The 18,697-nt window shown below is 64.7% G+C and carries 13 protein-coding genes; 7 read left to right on the top strand and 6 right to left on the bottom strand.

From position 1 onward, the window contains the following. Positions 1-100: 100 nt before the first annotated feature. The gene (locus tag ACODTA_RS11450; RefSeq protein WP_489066034.1) at positions 101-2,314 is read right to left on the bottom strand and encodes a TonB-dependent receptor; all 2,214 of its coding nucleotides are present in this window, start codon (positions 2,312-2,314) and stop codon (positions 101-103) included. A gap of 191 nt (positions 2,315-2,505) precedes the next feature. Between ACODTA_RS11450 and ACODTA_RS11445 the strand changes: the two genes are divergently transcribed. Then, on the top strand, positions 2,506-3,441 hold the full coding sequence (locus ACODTA_RS11445; RefSeq protein ID WP_489066033.1) for an alpha/beta hydrolase: 936 nt from the start codon (positions 2,506-2,508) through the stop codon (positions 3,439-3,441). Positions 3,442-3,485: 44 nt separating this feature from the next. Here the strand turns inward: ACODTA_RS11445 and ACODTA_RS11440 are convergent, their stop codons facing one another. After that, a complete protein-coding gene (locus tag ACODTA_RS11440; protein WP_489066032.1) occupies positions 3,486-4,436 on the bottom strand; it encodes a pyridoxal-phosphate dependent enzyme in 951 nt (316 codons plus the stop codon). Between the two features lie 133 nt (positions 4,437-4,569). Here ACODTA_RS11440 and ACODTA_RS11435 point away from each other — a divergent pair, with 133 nt between their 5' ends. Continuing rightward, on the top strand, positions 4,570-5,007 hold the full coding sequence (locus ACODTA_RS11435) for a PaaI family thioesterase (RefSeq protein ID WP_489066031.1): 438 nt from the start codon (positions 4,570-4,572) through the stop codon (positions 5,005-5,007). Positions 5,008-5,019: 12 nt separating this feature from the next. Here the strand turns inward: ACODTA_RS11435 and ACODTA_RS11430 are convergent, their stop codons facing one another. The 4 genes from ACODTA_RS11430 to ACODTA_RS11415 all read right to left on the bottom strand — a co-directional run bounded on the left by ACODTA_RS11430 (position 5,020) and on the right by ACODTA_RS11415 (position 9,285). After that, on the bottom strand, positions 5,020-6,087 hold the full coding sequence (locus tag ACODTA_RS11430) for a class I SAM-dependent methyltransferase (RefSeq protein WP_489066030.1): 1,068 nt from the start codon (positions 6,085-6,087) through the stop codon (positions 5,020-5,022). Positions 6,088-6,243: 156 nt separating this feature from the next. Then, positions 6,244-7,968 carry a TonB-dependent siderophore receptor gene (locus ACODTA_RS11425; protein ID WP_489066029.1) on the bottom strand — a complete coding sequence of 575 codons (1,725 nt, stop codon included), beginning with the start codon at positions 7,966-7,968 and terminating at the stop codon, positions 6,244-6,246. Positions 7,969-7,993: 25 nt separating this feature from the next. Beyond that, positions 7,994-8,395, bottom strand: a complete 402-nt coding sequence (locus tag ACODTA_RS11420) for a TonB-dependent receptor plug domain-containing protein (protein ID WP_489066028.1) — start codon at positions 8,393-8,395, stop codon at positions 7,994-7,996. A 164-nt stretch (positions 8,396-8,559) separates the two neighbouring features. Further along, on the bottom strand, positions 8,560-9,285 hold the full coding sequence (locus tag ACODTA_RS11415; RefSeq protein ID WP_489066027.1) for an SDR family oxidoreductase: 726 nt from the start codon (positions 9,283-9,285) through the stop codon (positions 8,560-8,562). Between the two features lie 150 nt (positions 9,286-9,435). On the opposite strand from ACODTA_RS11415, the gene ACODTA_RS11410 reads away from it, so the two are divergent. From ACODTA_RS11410 to ACODTA_RS11390, 5 genes are all read left to right on the top strand, one after another. Further along, the gene (locus ACODTA_RS11410; RefSeq protein ID WP_489066026.1) at positions 9,436-10,332 is read left to right on the top strand and encodes an AraC family transcriptional regulator; all 897 of its coding nucleotides are present in this window, start codon (positions 9,436-9,438) and stop codon (positions 10,330-10,332) included. 327 nt (positions 10,333-10,659) lie between these two features. Continuing rightward, positions 10,660-11,889: a metal-dependent hydrolase family protein gene (locus ACODTA_RS11405; RefSeq protein ID WP_489066025.1), complete on the top strand. Its 1,230-nt coding sequence runs from the start codon at positions 10,660-10,662 to the stop codon at positions 11,887-11,889. 70 nt (positions 11,890-11,959) lie between these two features. Then, a complete protein-coding gene (locus ACODTA_RS11400) occupies positions 11,960-14,644 on the top strand; it encodes a LuxR C-terminal-related transcriptional regulator (RefSeq protein WP_489066024.1) in 2,685 nt (894 codons plus the stop codon). 269 nt (positions 14,645-14,913) lie between these two features. Then, positions 14,914-17,037 carry a TonB-dependent receptor gene (locus tag ACODTA_RS11395; RefSeq protein ID WP_489066023.1) on the top strand — a complete coding sequence of 708 codons (2,124 nt, stop codon included), beginning with the start codon at positions 14,914-14,916 and terminating at the stop codon, positions 17,035-17,037. A 73-nt stretch (positions 17,038-17,110) separates the two neighbouring features. Next, entirely contained in the window at positions 17,111-18,670 is a 1,560-nt protein-coding gene (locus ACODTA_RS11390) for a hydantoinase/oxoprolinase N-terminal domain-containing protein (RefSeq protein ID WP_489066022.1), read from the top strand. Positions 18,671-18,697: the final 27 nt, after the last annotated feature.

Raw genomic sequence — 18,697 nt, 5'->3', positions numbered from 1 at the left:
CGTCACCGGGATACGGCCTGGTCTTGCAGGGCGAGCGATGGCGGATCGCACGATCCGCCATCGCGCCTCTTCCCGCCGAATCTATGCGACGGGCTTGTACTCAGAAATCATAAGCTGCGGTCAACCCGAAGGTCCGGGGCTGGACGACCAGTTTATAGAAGGGGCTCGCCACGAATGCCCGGCTGCCAAGCGAACCCGAATACAGCGCACCGCGCGAATTGCCGATATTGGTGACGAAGGCGGTGAGCGACTTATGGTCATCACGCACGCCGATCCGCACATCGCCCACCGTATAAGCGGGCAACCTGACGCGTACCTCCGCCGCGCTGTTCGGAAACTCGACGCGGCGGCTGCTGACATGGCTGATCGACCCGCCCAGGAATGCATCCAAACCGCCAGAGATCGGGAAGCTCTGTTCGGCGGACAATGTCGCGCTGAACTTGGGCACATTGGGCAGCACATCGCCCTTTTTTCCATATGATCCCGCCGCCGGCAGGTCCGCCGTCAGTTTCGCGTCGTTGATCGAGGCATTGCCGGAAATCGACAAGCCCTGGGAGGGGCGCAGCTCGAACGAGCCTTCCACGCCCTTGCTGACCGCCGCGCTCGCATTCTTCAGGAACAGGAAGCCGGTATTCTGGTCGTGGAAGGCGAGCTGGATGTTCTTCCAGTCGAGCTTGTATGCGGCGAGATCGAACGTGAGCATCCGCCCGAATGCCGAGCCCTTGATGCCGATTTCGTAATTGGTCGTCCGGTCCGCCTTGTAGGCGCGCGGCGTGCTGGCGTCGAAATCGCCGGCATTGGGGCCGCCGGGGCGATAGCCGCTGGAGACGCGGGCATAGGCCAATATGTCCGGCGTCACCTTGAAGCTGGGGCTGATCACATAGGTGAAGGCATTATCGCTCGATCTTTCGCGGAAATCGGTGGTCGGCCCGAACAGGAACTGGACGGGTTCGGGAATCGCGATCAGGCTATGATAGCGCTGGCGGTTGCCGCTGTAGCGCGCACCGAGTTGGAGATCGAAGCGCGGCGCGACATGCACCGTGACATCGCCGAACGCGGCGAGTTCGCGATAATGGAACTGGTCGACCTCGTCGAACAGCACGCCGGCATAGGCGCCGGTCGTCACGTCCGCGCCATAGGCGATGAAATAGTCGGTCGATTTCTCCTTCGTGAAGAAACCGCCCACCAGCCAGTCGAGCAACGGACCGGACGAAGACAGACGCAGTTCTTGCGAGATCTTGCTGGTACGGAAGCCATAGGGCATCGCGGCGCCGGTGACGGGATAGACGAGCGCTGCATAGGGACCGTAGGATGCGCTGGGATCGGCGATCGTCTTGTAATCGTTGATCGAATAACCGGTTACGGAGCCGAGATCGACGCCGCCACCCAGATCGATGTTCAGGTTGGCGCTGTAGAATTGGGTGCGATTCGAATAGGAGCCCGTGCCGACCTGCCATTTGTGGGCCAGATCGCCCACCGTCTCGCGAAGCTGGCTGTCAGTATTGATCTGGTTCGAACCGTCGCCGCTGATCTTCTGGTATAGCGCCGCGAGCTTGAGCGTCGCGCCGGGCGCGATGTTCCAGAGTAGCGAAAGCCGTCCGCCATAGACGTCTGCCCGGTCGACATCCTTGCGGCCCTGCGCAGGATCGTCGACATAACCGCCGTCACGGCGATAGAAACCACTGGCGCGAAGCGCGAGCGTGTCTTCCACCAGCGGGATGTTGACCGCGCCCCTAAGTCCACCGCCGATGCCGCCATCCTCGATCGTGCTCAGATCCGCCTGCACCCGACCATAAACGCGCGTCGTCGACGGATCCTGCGTCACATATTTGAGCAAGCCTCCCAAGCTGCTGGCGCCGTAAAGCGTACCCTGTGGACCGCGCAGCACTTCTATGCGCTGCAGGTCGCTGGGATCGAGATTGGGGAAGAAACGACTCCCGAAGCCCAGGATCGAGACAGATCCATAGGGAACGTCATCGATGGTGACACCCACAGTCGGGCTGGTCGAAACGCCGGTCGTGACACCACGGATCGACAGATTGTAGCGACCGTTAGCCAATGGGCTGAGCGACAAGCCCGGAATCGAACGGAAATAATCCTCGACCTTGGTCTGGTTCCTGCCGATCAATTCGCTCGCCGACAGCGCGGAAACCGCCATCGGCACATCCTGCAGGCGCTGCTCACGCTTCTGCGCGGTCACGACGATATCCTCGACCTGATTGTCGGTGGTGGCCGCGTCCTGTGCCGCCGCCCCGCTCGCGAGACAGGCCAGCGCACTCGCGCCCGCCAGCAGACTCAACCGCAATCCGTTCATCCGATTTCCCCCCTTTTATGGCCAAGCGCTGTTTCGCGCTTGTGCACACAATATGTATTATCTATGTATTCAGTCAAGTCGAACACGTAACGGATGCAACGATCGTCGGAAAACGGAGCTTGCCCGCCCGTCAACCGATGCGGATATTGTGGAAACAGGGGATTGCGATGACGGGGATGCTGCGCGGAATGATGGCTCGAAAACGGGCGATGTCCGCGCCGGTGCTGGCAATCGCGATCTGCATGTCGCCGCTGCCGGCACGCGCAGCAGACACGGCGTCCGCAGAACCCGCCGCCACAACACCGGGCACACCCTATGTGATGCCACGCTCCGAAGTGCGGACGATGCGGTCGGCTTCAGGCGCCGAGTATCTGATTCATATCGCCTGGCCGAAGGATCCCCCGCCCCCCGGCGGTTATCCGATCCTTTATCTGCTCGATGGTACGGAGAGCTTCGCGATCGCCGCCGAGTTCGAGAACCGGCTGGGCGTCTATTCGGGCATGTCGCCGGGCGTCGTCGTCGGCATCGGCTATCCCGGAGAGTCGCGACGCCAGCTCGATTACACCCCCAAGGTTCCGGAAGGTACGGAGATGCTCCGTCCGATGGCCGAAAAGGGGGGCGCCGAAGCGTTCCTCGATTTCGTCGCGAACCAGGTGATACCCGGCGTCGAGGGAGGAAAGCCGATCGATGCCGACCGCCGCACGATCGCGGGCTACAGCCTGGGCGGCTTGTTCACGCTCCAGGCACTGTTCCGGCGGCCCGATCTGTTCCGCACCTATGTCTCGTCCAGCCCGTCGATCTGGTATGGCGACAAGCAGGTGTTGAAGCTGCTGCCGGGTCTGGCCGATCGGCTACGCAAGGCCAAGACCGAACGGCGGCTGTTCCTGAGCGCTGGCGAATATGAGCAATCCGCGCCGCCGGGCAAGGAGCAGGACCCGTCATGGCTGAATATCGCGGATCTCAGCATCCGCGCACGGATGGTCGATAATGCCCGCGATCTGGCGGGCCGGCTGAAGGCGGAGCCGCTTCAGGTCTCGTTCCGCGTCGTGCCGGGCGAAACCCATGCCACCGGCGACTGGCCGGCGCTGCGCGACGCTCTGCTGCGCGCCTTCGCCGACAAGCCCTGAGGCATGGTTCAAACGCGCCGCGCCCGCGCTTCGGCGCGGCGGGATCAACCGGCTTTCAATTGCGCATCCCACGCCTGGAGCAACCCGGTCGTCACTCCGATGCCGCCACATATGACGACGACGATATCGCCGAACCCGGCGATCGCGTCGTGCTGGTCATAGACGAGCGACAGCGCCGCGCCGCAGGCGGGCTCCACGAGTGTCTGGTGCTCGTCGGCAAAGCGCTTGCAAGCGTTCAGCGCGCTGCGATCGGAAACCACCACCGATGAAACCGGCCGGCGCGACTGCCAGTCGAACGCCGCCTGCGCCACCGTGCGAGCGCCCAGGCTTTTCGCGATCGATCCGATCCCAGGCAGCGTGACGAGGCGACCGGCGCGAATCGACTGGTCCAGCGCGTCCGCCCCCTCGGCGCCGACCGCGACGATCGGGACATCGCTCCATCCGGCGCGCTCCATGCCCAGGGCGACGCCGCTGAACAGCCCGCCCCCACCCACCGCCACGACGACGGCATCCGGCCGCTCGCCCTGCACGGCAAGCTCGTCCACAAGGGTGGAATTGCCCTGCCAGATCAGCGGATGATCGAAGGGCGGGACATAGCCGGCGCCCTCGCGATCCACCAGTTCGCGCGCCGCGCGATCAGCGGTGTCCCAATCGTCGCCATGCACGACGACATCGGCATTCACTTCCCTGAGCCTCTGGATCGCCGCCTGCGAGGTCGTGCCCGGCACGATCACGCTGATCGGCACCGACAGCTTGTGCGCGGCATAGGCCGCCGCGAAGCCGGCATTGCCACCCGATGAGGAGACCAGCCGGGCCACCCCCTCGGCATGAAGCCGCTGGCAGAGATGGCCGATGCCTCGGATCTTGAAGGACCCCGACGGCTGATCGCATTCCATCTTCAACCGCACCCGTGGCGAGGATCCCGGCGGTAGCGCACGGCAGGCCAATAGCGGAGTCTGGATGTGCAGGGCGGTGGCGGGCGATGATCCGGTCATGATCCGGTTCCTATCGGAACGAATGGCGGGCAGGCAATGGGCGGTCGGCATCCCATTGCGCGGCCTCGGGCGTGGGCACACAAGGCGACCGGAAGAAGACAGGCGGGAACGTCCGGGATAAGGAATCGAGTTCATGGCACAGGACGCGCACCAACCGACACCGCGAATGAGCGTCGCGGAACTGACCGCGTTCCTCGACGTGACCTTTCCGGCGGAAACGCGTCCATCATTGGGCGAGGTCGTCGGCATCGCCCCGGGTTCCGTCCGCATGACACTGCAGCCCGGCGCAAACATGCTGCGCCCGGGCGGCATCGTTTCGGGCCCCACGCTGATGGCGCTGGTCGACGTCGCCGCCTATGCCGCGATCGCGGCGCATCACGGGCCGGAGCCGATGGCGGTGACCAACGCGCTGTCGATTACCTTCCTGCGCGCCTGCAGGGTCGAACCGATCATGGCGGACGCCCGCATCCTGAAGCTCGGCCGACGCCTCGCCACGATCGACGTGCGCATCTGGCAGGGCACGGAGGACCGCCTGATCGCGCAATCCACCGTCGGGTACGCGCTTCCGTAATGGGGAGCGGGGCTAATCCACCCGCGCTTCCAGCACCATGTTGAACGGTCCTTCGGTCGCGCGGCGGACCGAGGCGAATCCGCCATCGCTGACGATCCGCGCGAGCCGGGCCTCACCGGCCTGGGCGCCGAGCCCCGCACCGACTTCCTGGTCGAGCGAGGTCGGCACGCAGATCATGGTCGAGGCATTATAGTAAAGCCGCCCGACCGGATTCATGTTGTCGGCGGGCGCATCGCCGGCGATCGGTTCGACGATCATCCAGCTTCCACCGGCCGCCAGAATGCGACGCATATGCGCCGCGCAACCGAGCGGATCGCCCATGTCGTGCAGGCAATCATACATGGTGACCAGATCGAACCCGTCCTCGGCGATCTCCTTCGCCTTCGCTACCTCGAAACGAACGCGGTCTCCAAGGCCATGCGCCTCGGCATGACGCCGGGCTTCCTCGATCGAGGGCTGATGGAAATCGAAGCCGACGAAGCGACTTTCGGGATATGCCCGGGCCATCAACAATGTCGAGAAGCCCACGCCGCAACCCACATCGGCGACACGGGCGCCCGAATGCAGCCGCGCCTCCACACCGTCGAGCGCTGGAATCCATGACTGAACGATATTGTTGACGTAGCCGGGCCGGAAAAAGGCTCCGGTGGCGCAGAACAGGCAGCCGGCATGATCGCCCCATCTGATGCCCTTGCCGTGCCGGAAACACTCTTCGACCTTGGCTTCGGCCTCGATCATCGCGGCGACGAGTTCGAAAGCGCCGGCAAGATAGACCGGGCTGTCGCCGTTCGCGAAGACCATGGCCTGTTCGGCTGAGAGGCTGAATTCGTCACGGACGGCATCGAAATCGATATACCCGTTCGCGGCCTGCGCCAGCGCCCATTCGCGTACATAGCGTTCGTGAAGGCCGCCCGCTCTTTGCGCGAGTTCACCGGCCGTTGCGGATCCCTCATTCAGGGCGTCGAACAGTCCAAGCCGCATGCCGAGCCGAACCGTCGGCACGCTCATCGCGCCGCCAAGATCGCCCAGCATCTTTCCTACAAAGGCGTGCAGCCTCGCCTCGTCCAGAACCGGTGGCATCGTCCCGCTCCTTTCGCTGTTATCGTTTCGACTCTCCAATTGGCCCGGCGTGGCTTCGATATACCATCATCCGGCCGGGAAGGCCCTATCGGAACGATATGCGGGGAGCGGACGGCACGTTGCACGGGGACGCCAGGGGCGCCCCCATGCAGATCGTCAGAATGCGTAGCGCAAGGTCGCGCGCGCGTTCCTCGGCTCGCCATAGACAAAGCCCGGAAACCAACTGTTGCCGCTGAAGAATTTCTTATCGAACAGGTTGTCGACATTGAGCTGGAGCGAAAGCTGCCTGCTGAACTCATAGCGCGCCATCAGGTTGACCAGGGCATAAGCGGGCTGGCCGATCCGTTCCACCACGCCCGATCCCGGGTTTGCGGCGGTGACGGGCGGACGGCTTTCCCATTTCAACGCGCCCCCCATGCTCAATCCGTCGAGCGAACCGACAAAATCGTACCGGGTCGAGAAATTGAATGCCCGGCGCGGCTGGTGGCTGAGCACATGCGCGCCATCGGCATCCTTGGCGCTATAGCTGCTCCAGCCCGCGCTGACGTCCCATTGCGGCGTGACCTTGCCGACGACCTCCAGCTCATAGCCCTTTGCCACGGTGCCCATCGCGCCGCGATAGGCCGGGTTGGAGGTGCCCGGCACGAACTGGCCGGGATCGGGCACGGCCAGATTATCCTGCTCGATACGATAGACCGCGGCGGTGGCCAGCAGCTTGCCGTCGAGCAGCAGCGCCTTCACGCCGCCTTCATAGCTCTTGCCTTCCAGCGGGTTGAGCAATCGCCCCTCGCGATCGCGGACATTGCCCTGGGGTTTGAAGATGTTGGTGTAGCTCGCATAGACCGACAGATTGTCCAGGATATTGTAGATAAGGCCGGCATAAGGGGTGATCTGGTTCTTGTACGTCAGCCGATACGCGAGACCGCCCCAGGCATCCGGCTCCTCGTTGCGCTTGAAATAGCTGAGGCGGCCACCGGCGATCAGCTTCAGCCCGTCGATCAGGCTGATCCGCGTCGTCGCATAAAGCGCGGCCTGGGTGGTGTTGCCCATGCCCGACAGGACATAGCGATCGCCCCATTCGGGCTCGGCGATATTGCCGTCCCAGCGATTGAAATCGCCGACCGGATCGATGGCGATGGGATCGCGGTTGGTCCAGCCGCCTTCGAGATAGCTGGCCATCGCACCCAGCGCCAGATCATGCTCGCCGCCGAGCAGCCGGAACGGGCCATTCGCCTGGATGCTGCCATGCCATTGTTCGGGATCGGCCTTGTACCAATAGCCGGAGCTGCTGACGCCCTGCCCGGTCACACGATCGGGCGTGCCGTCGAGCCAGAGCAGCTTCGAATTCTCCAGGCCCTTGTGATAGCCGACATCGCCGCGGATATTCCATCCGCCGTTCAACTCATGAGTCAGCGTCGCGAAGGCGGTGATCTCGGTCGTGTTCCAGAATCCCCATTCGGTGCCTGTGGTCTTGGATCGCGGCCAGTTGGTGCGCGTACCGTCGCTGAACCAATAGGGAAGCTGCGCCCACATCGTACCGTCGCGCTCGTCACGCTGATAGCTGGCGCCGATCGAGAATTTGGTTCGCTCGCCCAGGTCGGCATCGATCACGCCGTAGAGGATGAGCCCCTTCTTCTTCTCGTGATCGACGAAGCCTTCCTGACGATAGGCTTGGGCGACAGCGCGCGCGCGCACGGTACCGGAGGCGTTGAGCGGCGACTGGACGTCGAGCGTGCCGGCGACACGCCCCCATGATCCACCCTCCAGCGTGGCATAGCCGGAAAAATCGCTGGCGGTCGCATGCTTGCGGATCAGGTTGACCACCGCTGAGGGATCGCCCGCGCCATGCATCAGTCCGGCAGCGCCCCGGACGAGGTCCACTCGCTCGTACAGCGCCGTACTCGTCTCACCGAAGCCGATTGCCGTTGACGAACGGGGCGCCGTCGAGCTGGAAATTCTGGACCTCGAAGCCGCGCGCGGAAATCGCGCTGCGGCCGCGATCGATGTCCTTCTTCGAAATGCCCACGGTGAAATCGAGCGCGTCGTTGATCGAGGTGAAGCCCTGATCCTGGATCTGCTGCTGGGTGATGACGCTGATCGTCTGCGGGGTTTCGATGGGTGTGAGCGGCAGGCCGGTCGCCCCCGTCGGCTGATTGGAGCGGCCATAACCGGTCACGACGATGGTATCGTCCGCCTCTTCATTTTCATTCGATGCCTGGCCGGCGTCCTCGGGCTGCTGAGCGTGAAGCAGCGCCGGCGTCAACAACCATGCGGCGCCCGTCAGCAGGCCCCGGAATGAACGGCGCATTATTTTCCCCTTTTTGATCTCGTCTCTCGTGACGTCGGTCACATCGAAGGCGCATGCCGCTAATGCGATTTACTATCAATTGCAAGATGCAAGAGAAACGACAAAGCCCGGACAGTTATGCACCTGTCCGGGCTTCGCACATCCGATCCGGGGAAAAGCCGGAGTTACATCCCCGCCGCCGTCGGGCGCACGATCACTTCATTGACATCCACACCCTCCGGCTGTTCGAGCGCGTAACGGATGGCGCGCGCGATCGCGTCGGGCGTCAGGGATTTCCGTCGCCAATCCTTGAGCGCATCCGCGACCTGGGGATCGGTGATGTCATTGCCCAGTTCGGTCGCGACAACTCCCGGCGAGATGATCGTGGCGCGGATATCGTCCTGCTCCTGGCGCAATCCCTCGGTGATCGCCCAGACCGCGTATTTGGTGGCGCAATAGACGGCGCCCGTGGGCACGACGAGATGCGCACCGATCGACGCCACATTGACGACATGGCCCGAACGCTGCGCGGTGAAGCGCGACAACACCGATGCGATGCCGTTGAGCACCCCATGGATATTGACGTCGATCATCCGCGCCCATTCGTCGCGCTTAAGCGCAGCGAGCGGCGACAGCGGCATGATCCCGGCATTGTTGATCAGCACATCGATCCGTCCGAAGTGAGCCTCGGCCGCGTCTACGAACGCCTGGAAGCTCTCCGCATCGGTCACGTCCAGTTCGCGCCAGGCGACATTGTCGCCCAGTTCGTCGGCGAGCGCCTTCAGCCGGTCGCCACGGCGCGCGCCGATGAACAGTTTCGCACCGGTGCCTACCAGTTCACGCACCGTCGCTTCGCCGATGCCGCTGGAAGCGCCGGTGATAAGGATGGTCTTTTCGTTCAGTCCCGTCATGATCGTTCCTTTCCTGCTGGAATTGCCCGACGGGATATGGCGCGGGATCAGGCCCGAACGTTACAGCGATCACCCGAAGACTTTGCACGATCCTCCAAATCATCATGCTGGACGCTTGCGATCCGGAATCGGCTGATGAAAATGGAATGCATGGACAAGATCAACGAACTCGCTACATCCATCATGCGCCATGCACCGAAAAGTGGAATGGCGACTTCAGCCGTCCCACGCCTCTCGCTGATCCGCGCTGATCGCCCGACCGAGCCCGTGCCTTCGGTCTATGAAGCGTCACTTTGCCTGATCGCCCAGGGATCGAAGCGCGTTTCGCTGGGCGATCACAGCGTGATCTACGATGCGTCGCGTTACCTGCTTGTCTCGGTGGACCTGCCGCTGGTGGGGCATGTGATCGATGCCAGCGCTGAGCGCCCCTATCTCTGTTGCAAGATCGACCTCGACCTGGCGGCGCTGGCCGACCTGATGCTGACGGAGCGCGCGCGCGGTCCCAAGGCCGATCTGCCCGTGCTCGCTGTCTATCCGGGCGATCCAGATCTGACGGACGCCGCGTGCCGGCTCGTCAAGCTGCTCGACCGGCCCGAAAGCATCGCCACGCTGGGCCCGCTGATCGAACGCGAGATCCTCTATCGCCTGCTCAACGGCCCGCACGGCCCGATGCTGCGGCACATGGCGGCGGCGGACAGCCATCTGGGCCAGGTGAGCCGCGCCATCGCGCGCATCCGGCGCGGCTATCACGAAGCGCTGCGGATCGACGAGATCGCGGCGGCGGCGGGCATGAGCGCATCCTCGCTCCACGCGCATTTCAAGGCAGTGACGCGGATGACGCCGCTGGAGTATCAGAAACATCTGCGGCTGCAGGAAGCCCGGCGGCTGATGCTGACCCAGGGCGCCAGCGCTGGCACCGCCGGCTTCGCCGTCGGCTATGACAGTCAATCCCAGTTCAGCCGCGAATATAGCCGCCTGTTCGGCGCCCCGCCTCGCCGCGATATCGAGCGGCTGCAGGCAGCACCAGATTATGTGGAGGCGATATAGAGGCGAAAAAGCGCCGCCCCGCAGCATGGCGGGGCGGCGCAGGTCTTCGATTCCCGCCGGATCAAAGGGGTTACCGGCGGAAATCCGAACTTGCGACGATGCCTGTGGTCATGCGGCGGGAGCGTGCGCGACCGTCGACAGCATCCTTTCATAAGACGCGCGACGGCGCATTTCCCTCATCATGCGACGCCAATTTTTCACATCGATCGTTGACGGCTTCAGAAAGCGGTTCATTCCGCATCGCTACCCGATATTCGCCCCCGCTACCCGACCGGCCGATTGCATCGGAGCCATGATGGTCGAAATCTGTCCGTGGCAGAGGTGACGATGGCGACGATATTCGAGAATTGCACGATCTTCGACGGACGATCGGAAGAACTGCTGGAAGGCGGATCGATCCTGGTCGAGGATGGGATCATCCGCGAGATATCCGACCGCCCGATCGCGGCGGCGATCACCGGGGACCGGATCGACGTGAACGGGCGCGTGGTGATGCCCGGGCTGATCGACGCCCATTTCCATTGCTATGGCATCGAACCCAATCCGGCGCGGATCGACGCGATCGCGCCGGGGCTGCGCGCGCTCCATGCGCGGCGGATCATGGAAGGTGCGCTCCAGCGCGGCTTCACCACGCTGCGCGACGCGGCGGGCGGCGATCACGTGCTGGCGGCAGCGCTCGCGGCCGGGCTAATTGACGGGCCACGCCTGCTCTATCCCGGGCTCGCGATCAGCCAGACGGGCGGCCATGGCGATCCGCGCGGGCCCGATCATGCGCCCTTGTGCGCCTGTGCCTATTGCGGGGCGCTGTCGGTGGTCGCCGACGGCCCCGAGGAAATGCGCAAGATCGTGCGCGAGCAGTTCCGCCAGGGCGCACACCATATCAAGCTGTTCGTATCAGGCGGGGTGCTCTCCCCCGGCGATCCGATCTGGATGAACCAGCTATGCGACGCGGAGATCGCGGTCGCCGTCGAGGAAGCGCGGACGCGCCGATCCTATGTGATGGCGCATGCGCATACCAATGAAGCGGCGCTGCGCTGCGTCGAACTGGGCGTAAGATCGATCGAGCATGCGACGATGATCGAGGAGGACGGCGTCGCCGCGATCGTGCGCAATCATGGTTTCGCGGTGCCGACCCTGGCGATCATCGACGCGCTGAAGACGCTGGGGCCGGGCCTGGGCCTGGCCGCGCCGATGGTCGACAAGGTGCGCGAGGTGGCGGACCAAGCCTATCTCGCGCTCGACCGGCTCGTCCAGGGCGGCGCGCGGATCGGCTTCGGCACCGATCTGCTGGGCGGGCTGATGGACCGGCAGAGCCGCGAATTCCGTTTGCGGCGCGAAGTGTGCAAGCCGATCGACATCCTGCGCTCCGTCACCTCGATCAATGCCGATCTGATCCAGATGACGGGGAAGCTGGGCGTGATCGCGCCCGGCGCCTTTGCCGACCTGCTTGTGCTGGAGGGCAATCCGCTGGAGGACGTGACATTGTTCGAACGGCCGGAAGCGATACCCGTGATCATGACGGAAGGGCGTTTCCGGCGGAACCGGCTTGCGGCCTGAAAGCGTGCGACGCATCCTGATGCACGAACACGCGGCGCGCATGGAGGTGCGGAGTTGAACGGAACCGCCGATGACCGCGCCTGAACCGGAAGCCCCCGGCCTCTCGCGACGGCGCGCGCAGTTGCGCCGGATCGCGCCGCCCGCGCAGCATGTGGCCGCGGCGGGCCGGGCGCTGTTGCAACGATCGCTGGAAGTCGCACGTGCCGGACGGCTGACGATCCTGATCGGGCCGACCGGTTACGGCAAGACGACCGCGCTTGCCCAATGGGTGAAGGCGCTGACCGATCGCGGACTGGCCGCCGCCTGGTACACCGCCTCCGATCTCGACCGCGAACCCGACATGTTCCTGCAGATGTTGGCGCTGTCGCTCGACCGCGCCGGGGTCGATATGGCGGACATGGCGCAGCGCAAGGCGGGCAATGCCAGCCCCAAGGCTACGCTGGACGACATGCTGCTGCGCCTGGAGCAATTCGCCCAGCCGCTGGTGATCGTCGTCGACGATTATGAGCGCGTCGAGCATCCCGCGATCGCCCGCATGATCGACGTGATGGTGGAGGCGCTGCCCGCCGAAATCCATTTGGTGCTGGCGACGCGACGCAAGCCGCAGCTCAACCTGTCGGCGCTGCGCGCGCAGGGTGCGGTACGCATCATCGATCCCGGCGAATTGCGACTGAGCGAGGACGAGATCGCAGTCGCGCTCGATATCGCCCCCGACACGCCCGAACTCGCGCGGATCGTGGAGCAGACCGAGGGCTGGCCGGTCGCAGTGCAACTCTATCGCCTGTGGCGCGAACGCGCGGGCAGGCACGCCGATGCGCCGGGCTTTGGCGGACAGGTGGAGGAAGTGGCCGATTATCTGGCCGAACAGGTGCTGGCCGACCTGCCCGATGCGCTGCGCGCGCTGGTGATCGACATCGCGGCGCTCGACTACATCGAGCCCGCGCTGGCCGACCACATCCGCGGCCGCAGCGACAGTGCCGAACAACTCGCCGAGATCGCGGCGCGCCTGCCCACGCTGGTGCTACGCAGCGCGTCCGAGGGTGAACCCGCCTATCGGCTTCACCCCTTGCTCGCCGATTATGCACAGGCGCGCGGCGCACGCGGCAGCGACCAGATCCGCCGGATGCATGGCGATGCCGCGACATGGTTCGGCGAGCATGAACGCTATGCCGCCGCCGTACGCCATGCCGTGCTGAGCGGCGATGCCGAAATCCAGACCCGGATCGCGGGGGCCCTACCCTTTCTGGACGTATTCCTGGCCTATGGCGCGGGCGAATTGCGCGCGATCCTGCGCGAAACGCCGGCCGCCCTGGTATCGGCGCTGCCGCGCATCCAGCTCATGGCTGCATTGGCGCATTTCAAGACCGGCGCTTTCGGCAGCGCGATGGCGATGCTTGCGCTGGTCCGCGAACGATCGACAGCCAGCGGCGACGCGGCACGCGACATCCCTTTCGCGGTGGAATGCGACGCGCTGGAACTGATCTTCCTGATCTATATCGACGGACCGATCGAAGATTGCGAGAGACGGATAGCGGAGATCCTGGCGCGCGCCAGCGCCTATCCTTTGCTCTGGGCGTGGTGCGAGAATGCAATGATCGTGGTGCACCAGCAGCGCGGCGACCTTGCCGCTGCGCGCCAGTCGGTCATCCGTGCACGCGAGATCTATGAGACCGGTGGGATGCTGGGCTTTGCCGAAGCGCATCTGCATACCCACGACATGCTGATCATGCTCGCCGCCGGCCAGCTCCGCCAGGCGGGCGAACTGGCGACCGCGATGCAGCGCGACCAGCGAACGCGGCGCAATGCCGAACCGGTGGTGGCGACGATGACGCAGATCACGCTGGCGGTGATCGAGCATGAACGCAATTACCGCGAGCGCGCCGGCGACACGATCCGGCTGGCGCTGGAACAGTTCGGCGAAGGCGAAGCCTGGTTCGAGCAATATGCCATCGCCTATCCGGTGATCGCCGACGTCATTGCGCGCCGCCATGGGCGCGACGCCGCGATCCGCATGATCGAGACCGCCGATGCGCGCCTGCAGGCGCGCGGCATGGCGTGCTGCGCCGGGCTGCTCCACGCGCTGGCCAGCCTGCACCGCGCGGGCGGGATGAGCGCAGAGGCCGCGACGGCACTGCTCCGCGATCCCGCATTGCAACGATCGGCCGCGCGCGAAGGCGCCGGCATATCGTGGCGCGAACGCGACATGGCCCGCCGCGCGCTGGTCGCCGCCGCGCTGCGGGCCGCCGTCCCCGAGGCGGCCTGCGGCCATGCGCGCGCGATGATCGACGAAGGCCAGCAGGGCGATCGCATCGGTACGCTGATCAAGGGCCTGGTGCTGCTGGCGCGCGCCAGCGAAGCCGCCGGCGACGGCGCGGAAGCCGACCGTGCGATCGCGGAAGCCGTGCGTATCGCCTGCACCGAAAGCGTGACCGCGGCGTTCGTCGAGGAAGGCGCGGCGATCCGGCCGCTGCTGTTGCGCGCCCGTGCCCTGATGCAGGCGGCGATCGACCAGAAACATGCCGAGGCGATCCTGCACACGCTGGATGCGCATCCGCAATTCCGATCCCCGGACATGCTGAGCGACCGCGAAGCCGAGATCGTCGCGCACCTGGCCGACGGCGCATCGAACAAGCTGATCGCGCGCCGGCTTGGGCTGACCGACAATACGGTGAAGTTCCACCTGAAAAAGGCCTATGCCAAGCTGGGGGTATCGAGCCGCAAGGAAGCGGTGGCGCGGGTGATGCAGGACGGGTGAAGGGCACGCCGTACCCCATCCATCGCCCACCCACCCCGTTTGTTTCGAGCGCAGGTTCGAGCTTGCCGAGAACCGAAGTCGAGAAGGCCCCGGACGCCGGACGACTTCTCGACGGGTCGCGTCTCGACAGGCCCGACGCTGCTCGAAGCGAGCGGATTGGTCATTACCCCCTCCACTACCCATATTCGCCCGCAACCACCCCATAACCCGTTGGCCAAGCCCCGCCCCGTCATGGTCTGATACTCCCGAAGATAAAAAGGGAGTCAGGGATGATGGTACGGACTGGAAAGAGCGTTGCGCGCTACCTGCTGACGGGATGCGCAGCCGCTGCGATCATGGGAAGCGGCCCGGCATGGGCGCAGGACCAGAGCGAGGCCGGCGCGGATACCGCCGACATCATCATCACCGCGCAGCAGCGCGCCGAGCCGCTGCAGAATGTGCCGATCCAGGTGCGCGCCTTCACCGATCAGGCGCTGTCCGATGCGGGCATCCGGTCGACGGGCGACATCATCGCGCAGATCCCCAATATGAGCTTCGATCGCGGCAACAATTATTCCAGCAGCTTCGTGACGATGCGCGGGCTGACGCAGATCACCAATGCCGATCCGCCGATCGCCTTTGTCATCGACGGCGTGCCGCAGACCAGCCAGGAGCAACTGGGGGTCGCGCTGTTCGATCTCGAGCGCGTCGAAGTGCTGAAGGGGCCGCAGGGCGCGCTTTACGGCCGCAACGCGGTGGGCGGCGCGATCAACGTGGTCACCAAGGCGCCGTCCAACGATTTCGGCGGTTTCGGCAATCTGAGCTATGCCAATGGCGACACGCTGGAGACCTCGGCCGGCGTATCGGGCGCGATCGTCGACGACGTGCTGCGCTTCCGCGTCTCAGGCACGTACAAGCAATCGGACGGGCTGATCCGCAACAGCTTCCGCGGCGACCACACCGATTTCATCGATCACGACTATTCGCTGCGCGGCCGGCTGCTGTTCACGCCGAGCGAGCCGCTGAGCATCGACCTGCGCGGCCAGTATCGCGATTTTCGCGGCGGCACCAACGGCTATGCCGTCGTCAAGTCGGGCAATCCCAATGATTTCCCCGATCCGCAGTTCAACTTCCCCGGCTTCGCCAAGGGGCATAGCGGCGATCTGACCGCCAAGGTCGATTATGATCTGGGTTTCGCGACGCTGACCGGCATCTCCGCCTATACGCGCTTCAAGCAGATCTACCGCGCCGATCTGGATTTCAGCAATCCCGTCGATACGCCGTCGGGCTTCAATGGGCTCGGCTTCCAGCTCGGCCAGGGCCAGGATCTTTCGCAAAAGACCTTCAGCCAGGAAATCCGGCTGGTCTCGGCGGACAACGGCCCGCTGCGCTGGCTGGTCGGCGGCTATTATCTGAACACGCGGCGCGCGCTGCGCACGCGCGGCTTCATCGACATCAACAGCGATCCGGCGCAGATCGACACGCCCGGACTGGTGATCATCGACAATAACGAAATCGCCCGCAACAAGGCCTATGCCGGCTTCGCCCAGGTCGATTACGACATTCTCGATACGCTGACCTTGACCGGCGGCCTGCGCTACGACAGCGACGCCCGCGAACAGACCAATGTCACCACCGGCGCCAAGCGCGACCTGTCGTTCGACCATTGGCAGCCCAAGGTGACCCTGACTTGGAAGCCCAGGAACGGCCGGCTGGTCTATGCCACCTACAGCACCGGTTTCCGCTCAGGCGGGTTCAACGCGCCCAATGTGACGGTGCCATCGTTCAAGGCCGAGACGCTCGAGAATTTCGAGCTGGGCTTCAAGACGCAATGGCTGAACCGGCGCCTGACGATCAACGGCTCCGCCTTCCTGATGAACGTCGACAATTACCAGTTCTTCTATGTCGACGCGCTGACCGCATCGCAGATCATCGACAATATCGGCAAGGTACGGATCAAGGGCATCGAACTGGAAGCGATCGCGCAGCCGGTGAAGGGGCTCGAGGCCGGGCTCGCCATCGGCTATATCGACACCAATATCCGCAAGACGCTGTTCCCCGCCGATATCGGCAACCGCACGCCGCGCACCACGCCCTTCACGCTCAACGCATCGCTGCAATATCGCACTGCGATCAGCGGCGATATCGAGGGTTTCGGCCGCATCGAATATCAGCATTCGGGCAAGAAATATTGGGGCGCCGACAATGCGGCGGTGCAGGATCCCTTCGGCATGCTCAACCTGAGGCTGGGCGTCGAGCGCGGCGGCTTCGGCTTCTACGGTTTCGCGCGTAACCTGCTGAATAAAAATTATTATACCGAATATGTGCAGCCCAAATATTCCGGGCTCAACGTAGCGATCGGCTATCCCGGAACGCCGCGCACCTATGGCGTCGAAGCCAAGATCACCTTCTGACCCCCGACTGCGCGGGGCGGCGCACGCCGCCGCCCCCGCCCCTTTTCGAAGCGAGTAGACAGGCATGAACAGCATGAGCGGATACAGGCTCGGCATAGATGTTGGCGGCACCAATACCGATGTGGTGCTGATGCACGGCCGCGAGGTCGTCGCGACCGCCAAGAGCTTCACCACCGCCGATGTCCGCAGCGGCGTGATCAACGCGGTGACGATGATCCTCGATCAGGCGGGCGAGCATCGCGACGCGATCGGTGCGGTGATGATCGGCACGACGCAGTTCGTGAACGCATTCGTCCAGCGCCGCGGGCTGGCGCAGGTGGCGGTGTTCCGCGTCTCGCTGCCCAAGGCTGACGGCGTGCCGCCGCTGACCGGCTGGCCCGACGATCTGGTCGAGGCCGCCGGCGACCATATCTATATGGTGGGCGGCGGATCGCTCTATACCGGCAAGGATTATGCCCCGATCGACGAAGACGCACTGCGCGCCGCCGCGATCGAGGCGCGCGACAAGGGGCTGAAGGCGGTGGCGATCTCCGCCAATTTCGCACCGATCCGCCCCGATATCGAGGAACGTGCGGCCCAGATCGTACTGAGCGCGATCCCCGATGCCCGCATCACATTGTCGCACAAGGTCGGCGGCATCGGCCTGATCGACCGCGAAAATGCCGCGATCATCAACGCGATGCTCGCCGAGCTGTCGGGCCAGGTGATCGGATCGCTCGAATCCGCGCTGGCCGAGCTCGAGATCGACGCGCCGATCTTCATCAGCCAGAATGACGGCACGCTGATCACCACCGAAGTCGCCGCCGCCTTCCCCATCTTCACCTGTTCGGCGGGACCGACCAACAGCATTCGCGGCGCCGCCTTCCTGACCGGGCTCGACGAGGCCGTGGTCGTCGATATCGGCGGCACCACCAGCGATATCGGCTTCCTGCTGCGCGGTTTCCCGCGCGAGACCACCGCCGCCAACGATATCGGCGGCGTGCGCACCAATTTCCGCATGCCCGACGTGCTGTCGATCGGCATCGGCGGCGGCAGCCTGGTCCGTGAGACCGACAGCGGCTGCATCGTCGGCCCGACATCGGTGGGCTATCGGCTGCAAGAGGAAGGACTGGTGTTCGGCGGAAGCACGCTGACCGCGACCGATATCGCGGTGCGCGCGGGCCAGGCCGAAATCGGCGATGCGGCGAAGGTCGCGCATCTCGATGCCGGGCTGGTGGACGCTGCGCTCGACGATCTGCACGCGCAGATCGAGGAAGCGATCGACCATATCAAGACCAGCCAGCATGCGATCCCGCTCGTGCTCGTCGGCGGCGGCAGCATCCTGATCGGCCGGCCATTGAAGGGCACGTCGAACGTGTTGCGGCCCGATCACGCTTCGGTCGCGAACGCCGTGGGCGCCGCGATCGCATTGGTCAGCGGGCGCGTCGACAAGCTCTATGACGTGGCGGCGCTCGGCCGCGACGCGGCGATCGCGCGGGCCAAGGACGATGCGACGGCGGAGGCTGTGAAGGCCGGCGCGCGCGCCGAGGATGTCGAGATCGTCGAAGTCGTCGAACTGCCGATGACGCATATGAAGAGCGGAACGGTGCAGATCCGCGTGCGCGCCGTCGGCCCGCTCGCGATGTTCGCCTGAACCGCCCCCAAGATCGCCTGAGAAAGC

The sequence above is a fragment of the Sphingomonas sp. FG14 genome (assembly GCF_057809675.1).
Note: the sequence above shows the minus strand (reverse complement) of the source record. Positions and strands in the feature narration are given on the sequence as shown.

Excerpts from the sequence above, each read along its gene's own strand:
- ACODTA_RS11450 (WP_489066034.1), bottom strand. The coding sequence starts at position 2,314 with ATGAACGGATTGCGGTTGAGTCTGCTGGCGGGCGCGAGTGCGCTGGCC.
- ACODTA_RS11445 (WP_489066033.1), top strand. The coding sequence starts at position 2,506 with ATGGCTCGAAAACGGGCGATGTCCGCGCCGGTGCTGGCAATCGCGATC.
- ACODTA_RS11440 (WP_489066032.1), bottom strand. The coding sequence starts at position 4,436 with ATGACCGGATCATCGCCCGCCACCGCCCTGCACATCCAGACTCCGCTA.
- ACODTA_RS11435 (WP_489066031.1), top strand. The coding sequence starts at position 4,570 with ATGGCACAGGACGCGCACCAACCGACACCGCGAATGAGCGTCGCGGAA.
- ACODTA_RS11430 (WP_489066030.1), bottom strand. The coding sequence starts at position 6,087 with ATGCCACCGGTTCTGGACGAGGCGAGGCTGCACGCCTTTGTAGGAAAG.
- ACODTA_RS11420 (WP_489066028.1), bottom strand. The coding sequence starts at position 8,395 with ATGCGCCGTTCATTCCGGGGCCTGCTGACGGGCGCCGCATGGTTGTTG.
- ACODTA_RS11415 (WP_489066027.1), bottom strand. The coding sequence starts at position 9,285 with ATGACGGGACTGAACGAAAAGACCATCCTTATCACCGGCGCTTCCAGC.
- ACODTA_RS11410 (WP_489066026.1), top strand. The coding sequence starts at position 9,436 with ATGGACAAGATCAACGAACTCGCTACATCCATCATGCGCCATGCACCG.
- ACODTA_RS11405 (WP_489066025.1), top strand. The coding sequence starts at position 10,660 with ATGGCGACGATATTCGAGAATTGCACGATCTTCGACGGACGATCGGAA.
- ACODTA_RS11400 (WP_489066024.1), top strand. The coding sequence starts at position 11,960 with ATGACCGCGCCTGAACCGGAAGCCCCCGGCCTCTCGCGACGGCGCGCG.
- ACODTA_RS11395 (WP_489066023.1), top strand. The coding sequence starts at position 14,914 with ATGATGGTACGGACTGGAAAGAGCGTTGCGCGCTACCTGCTGACGGGA.
- ACODTA_RS11390 (WP_489066022.1), top strand. The coding sequence starts at position 17,111 with ATGAGCGGATACAGGCTCGGCATAGATGTTGGCGGCACCAATACCGAT.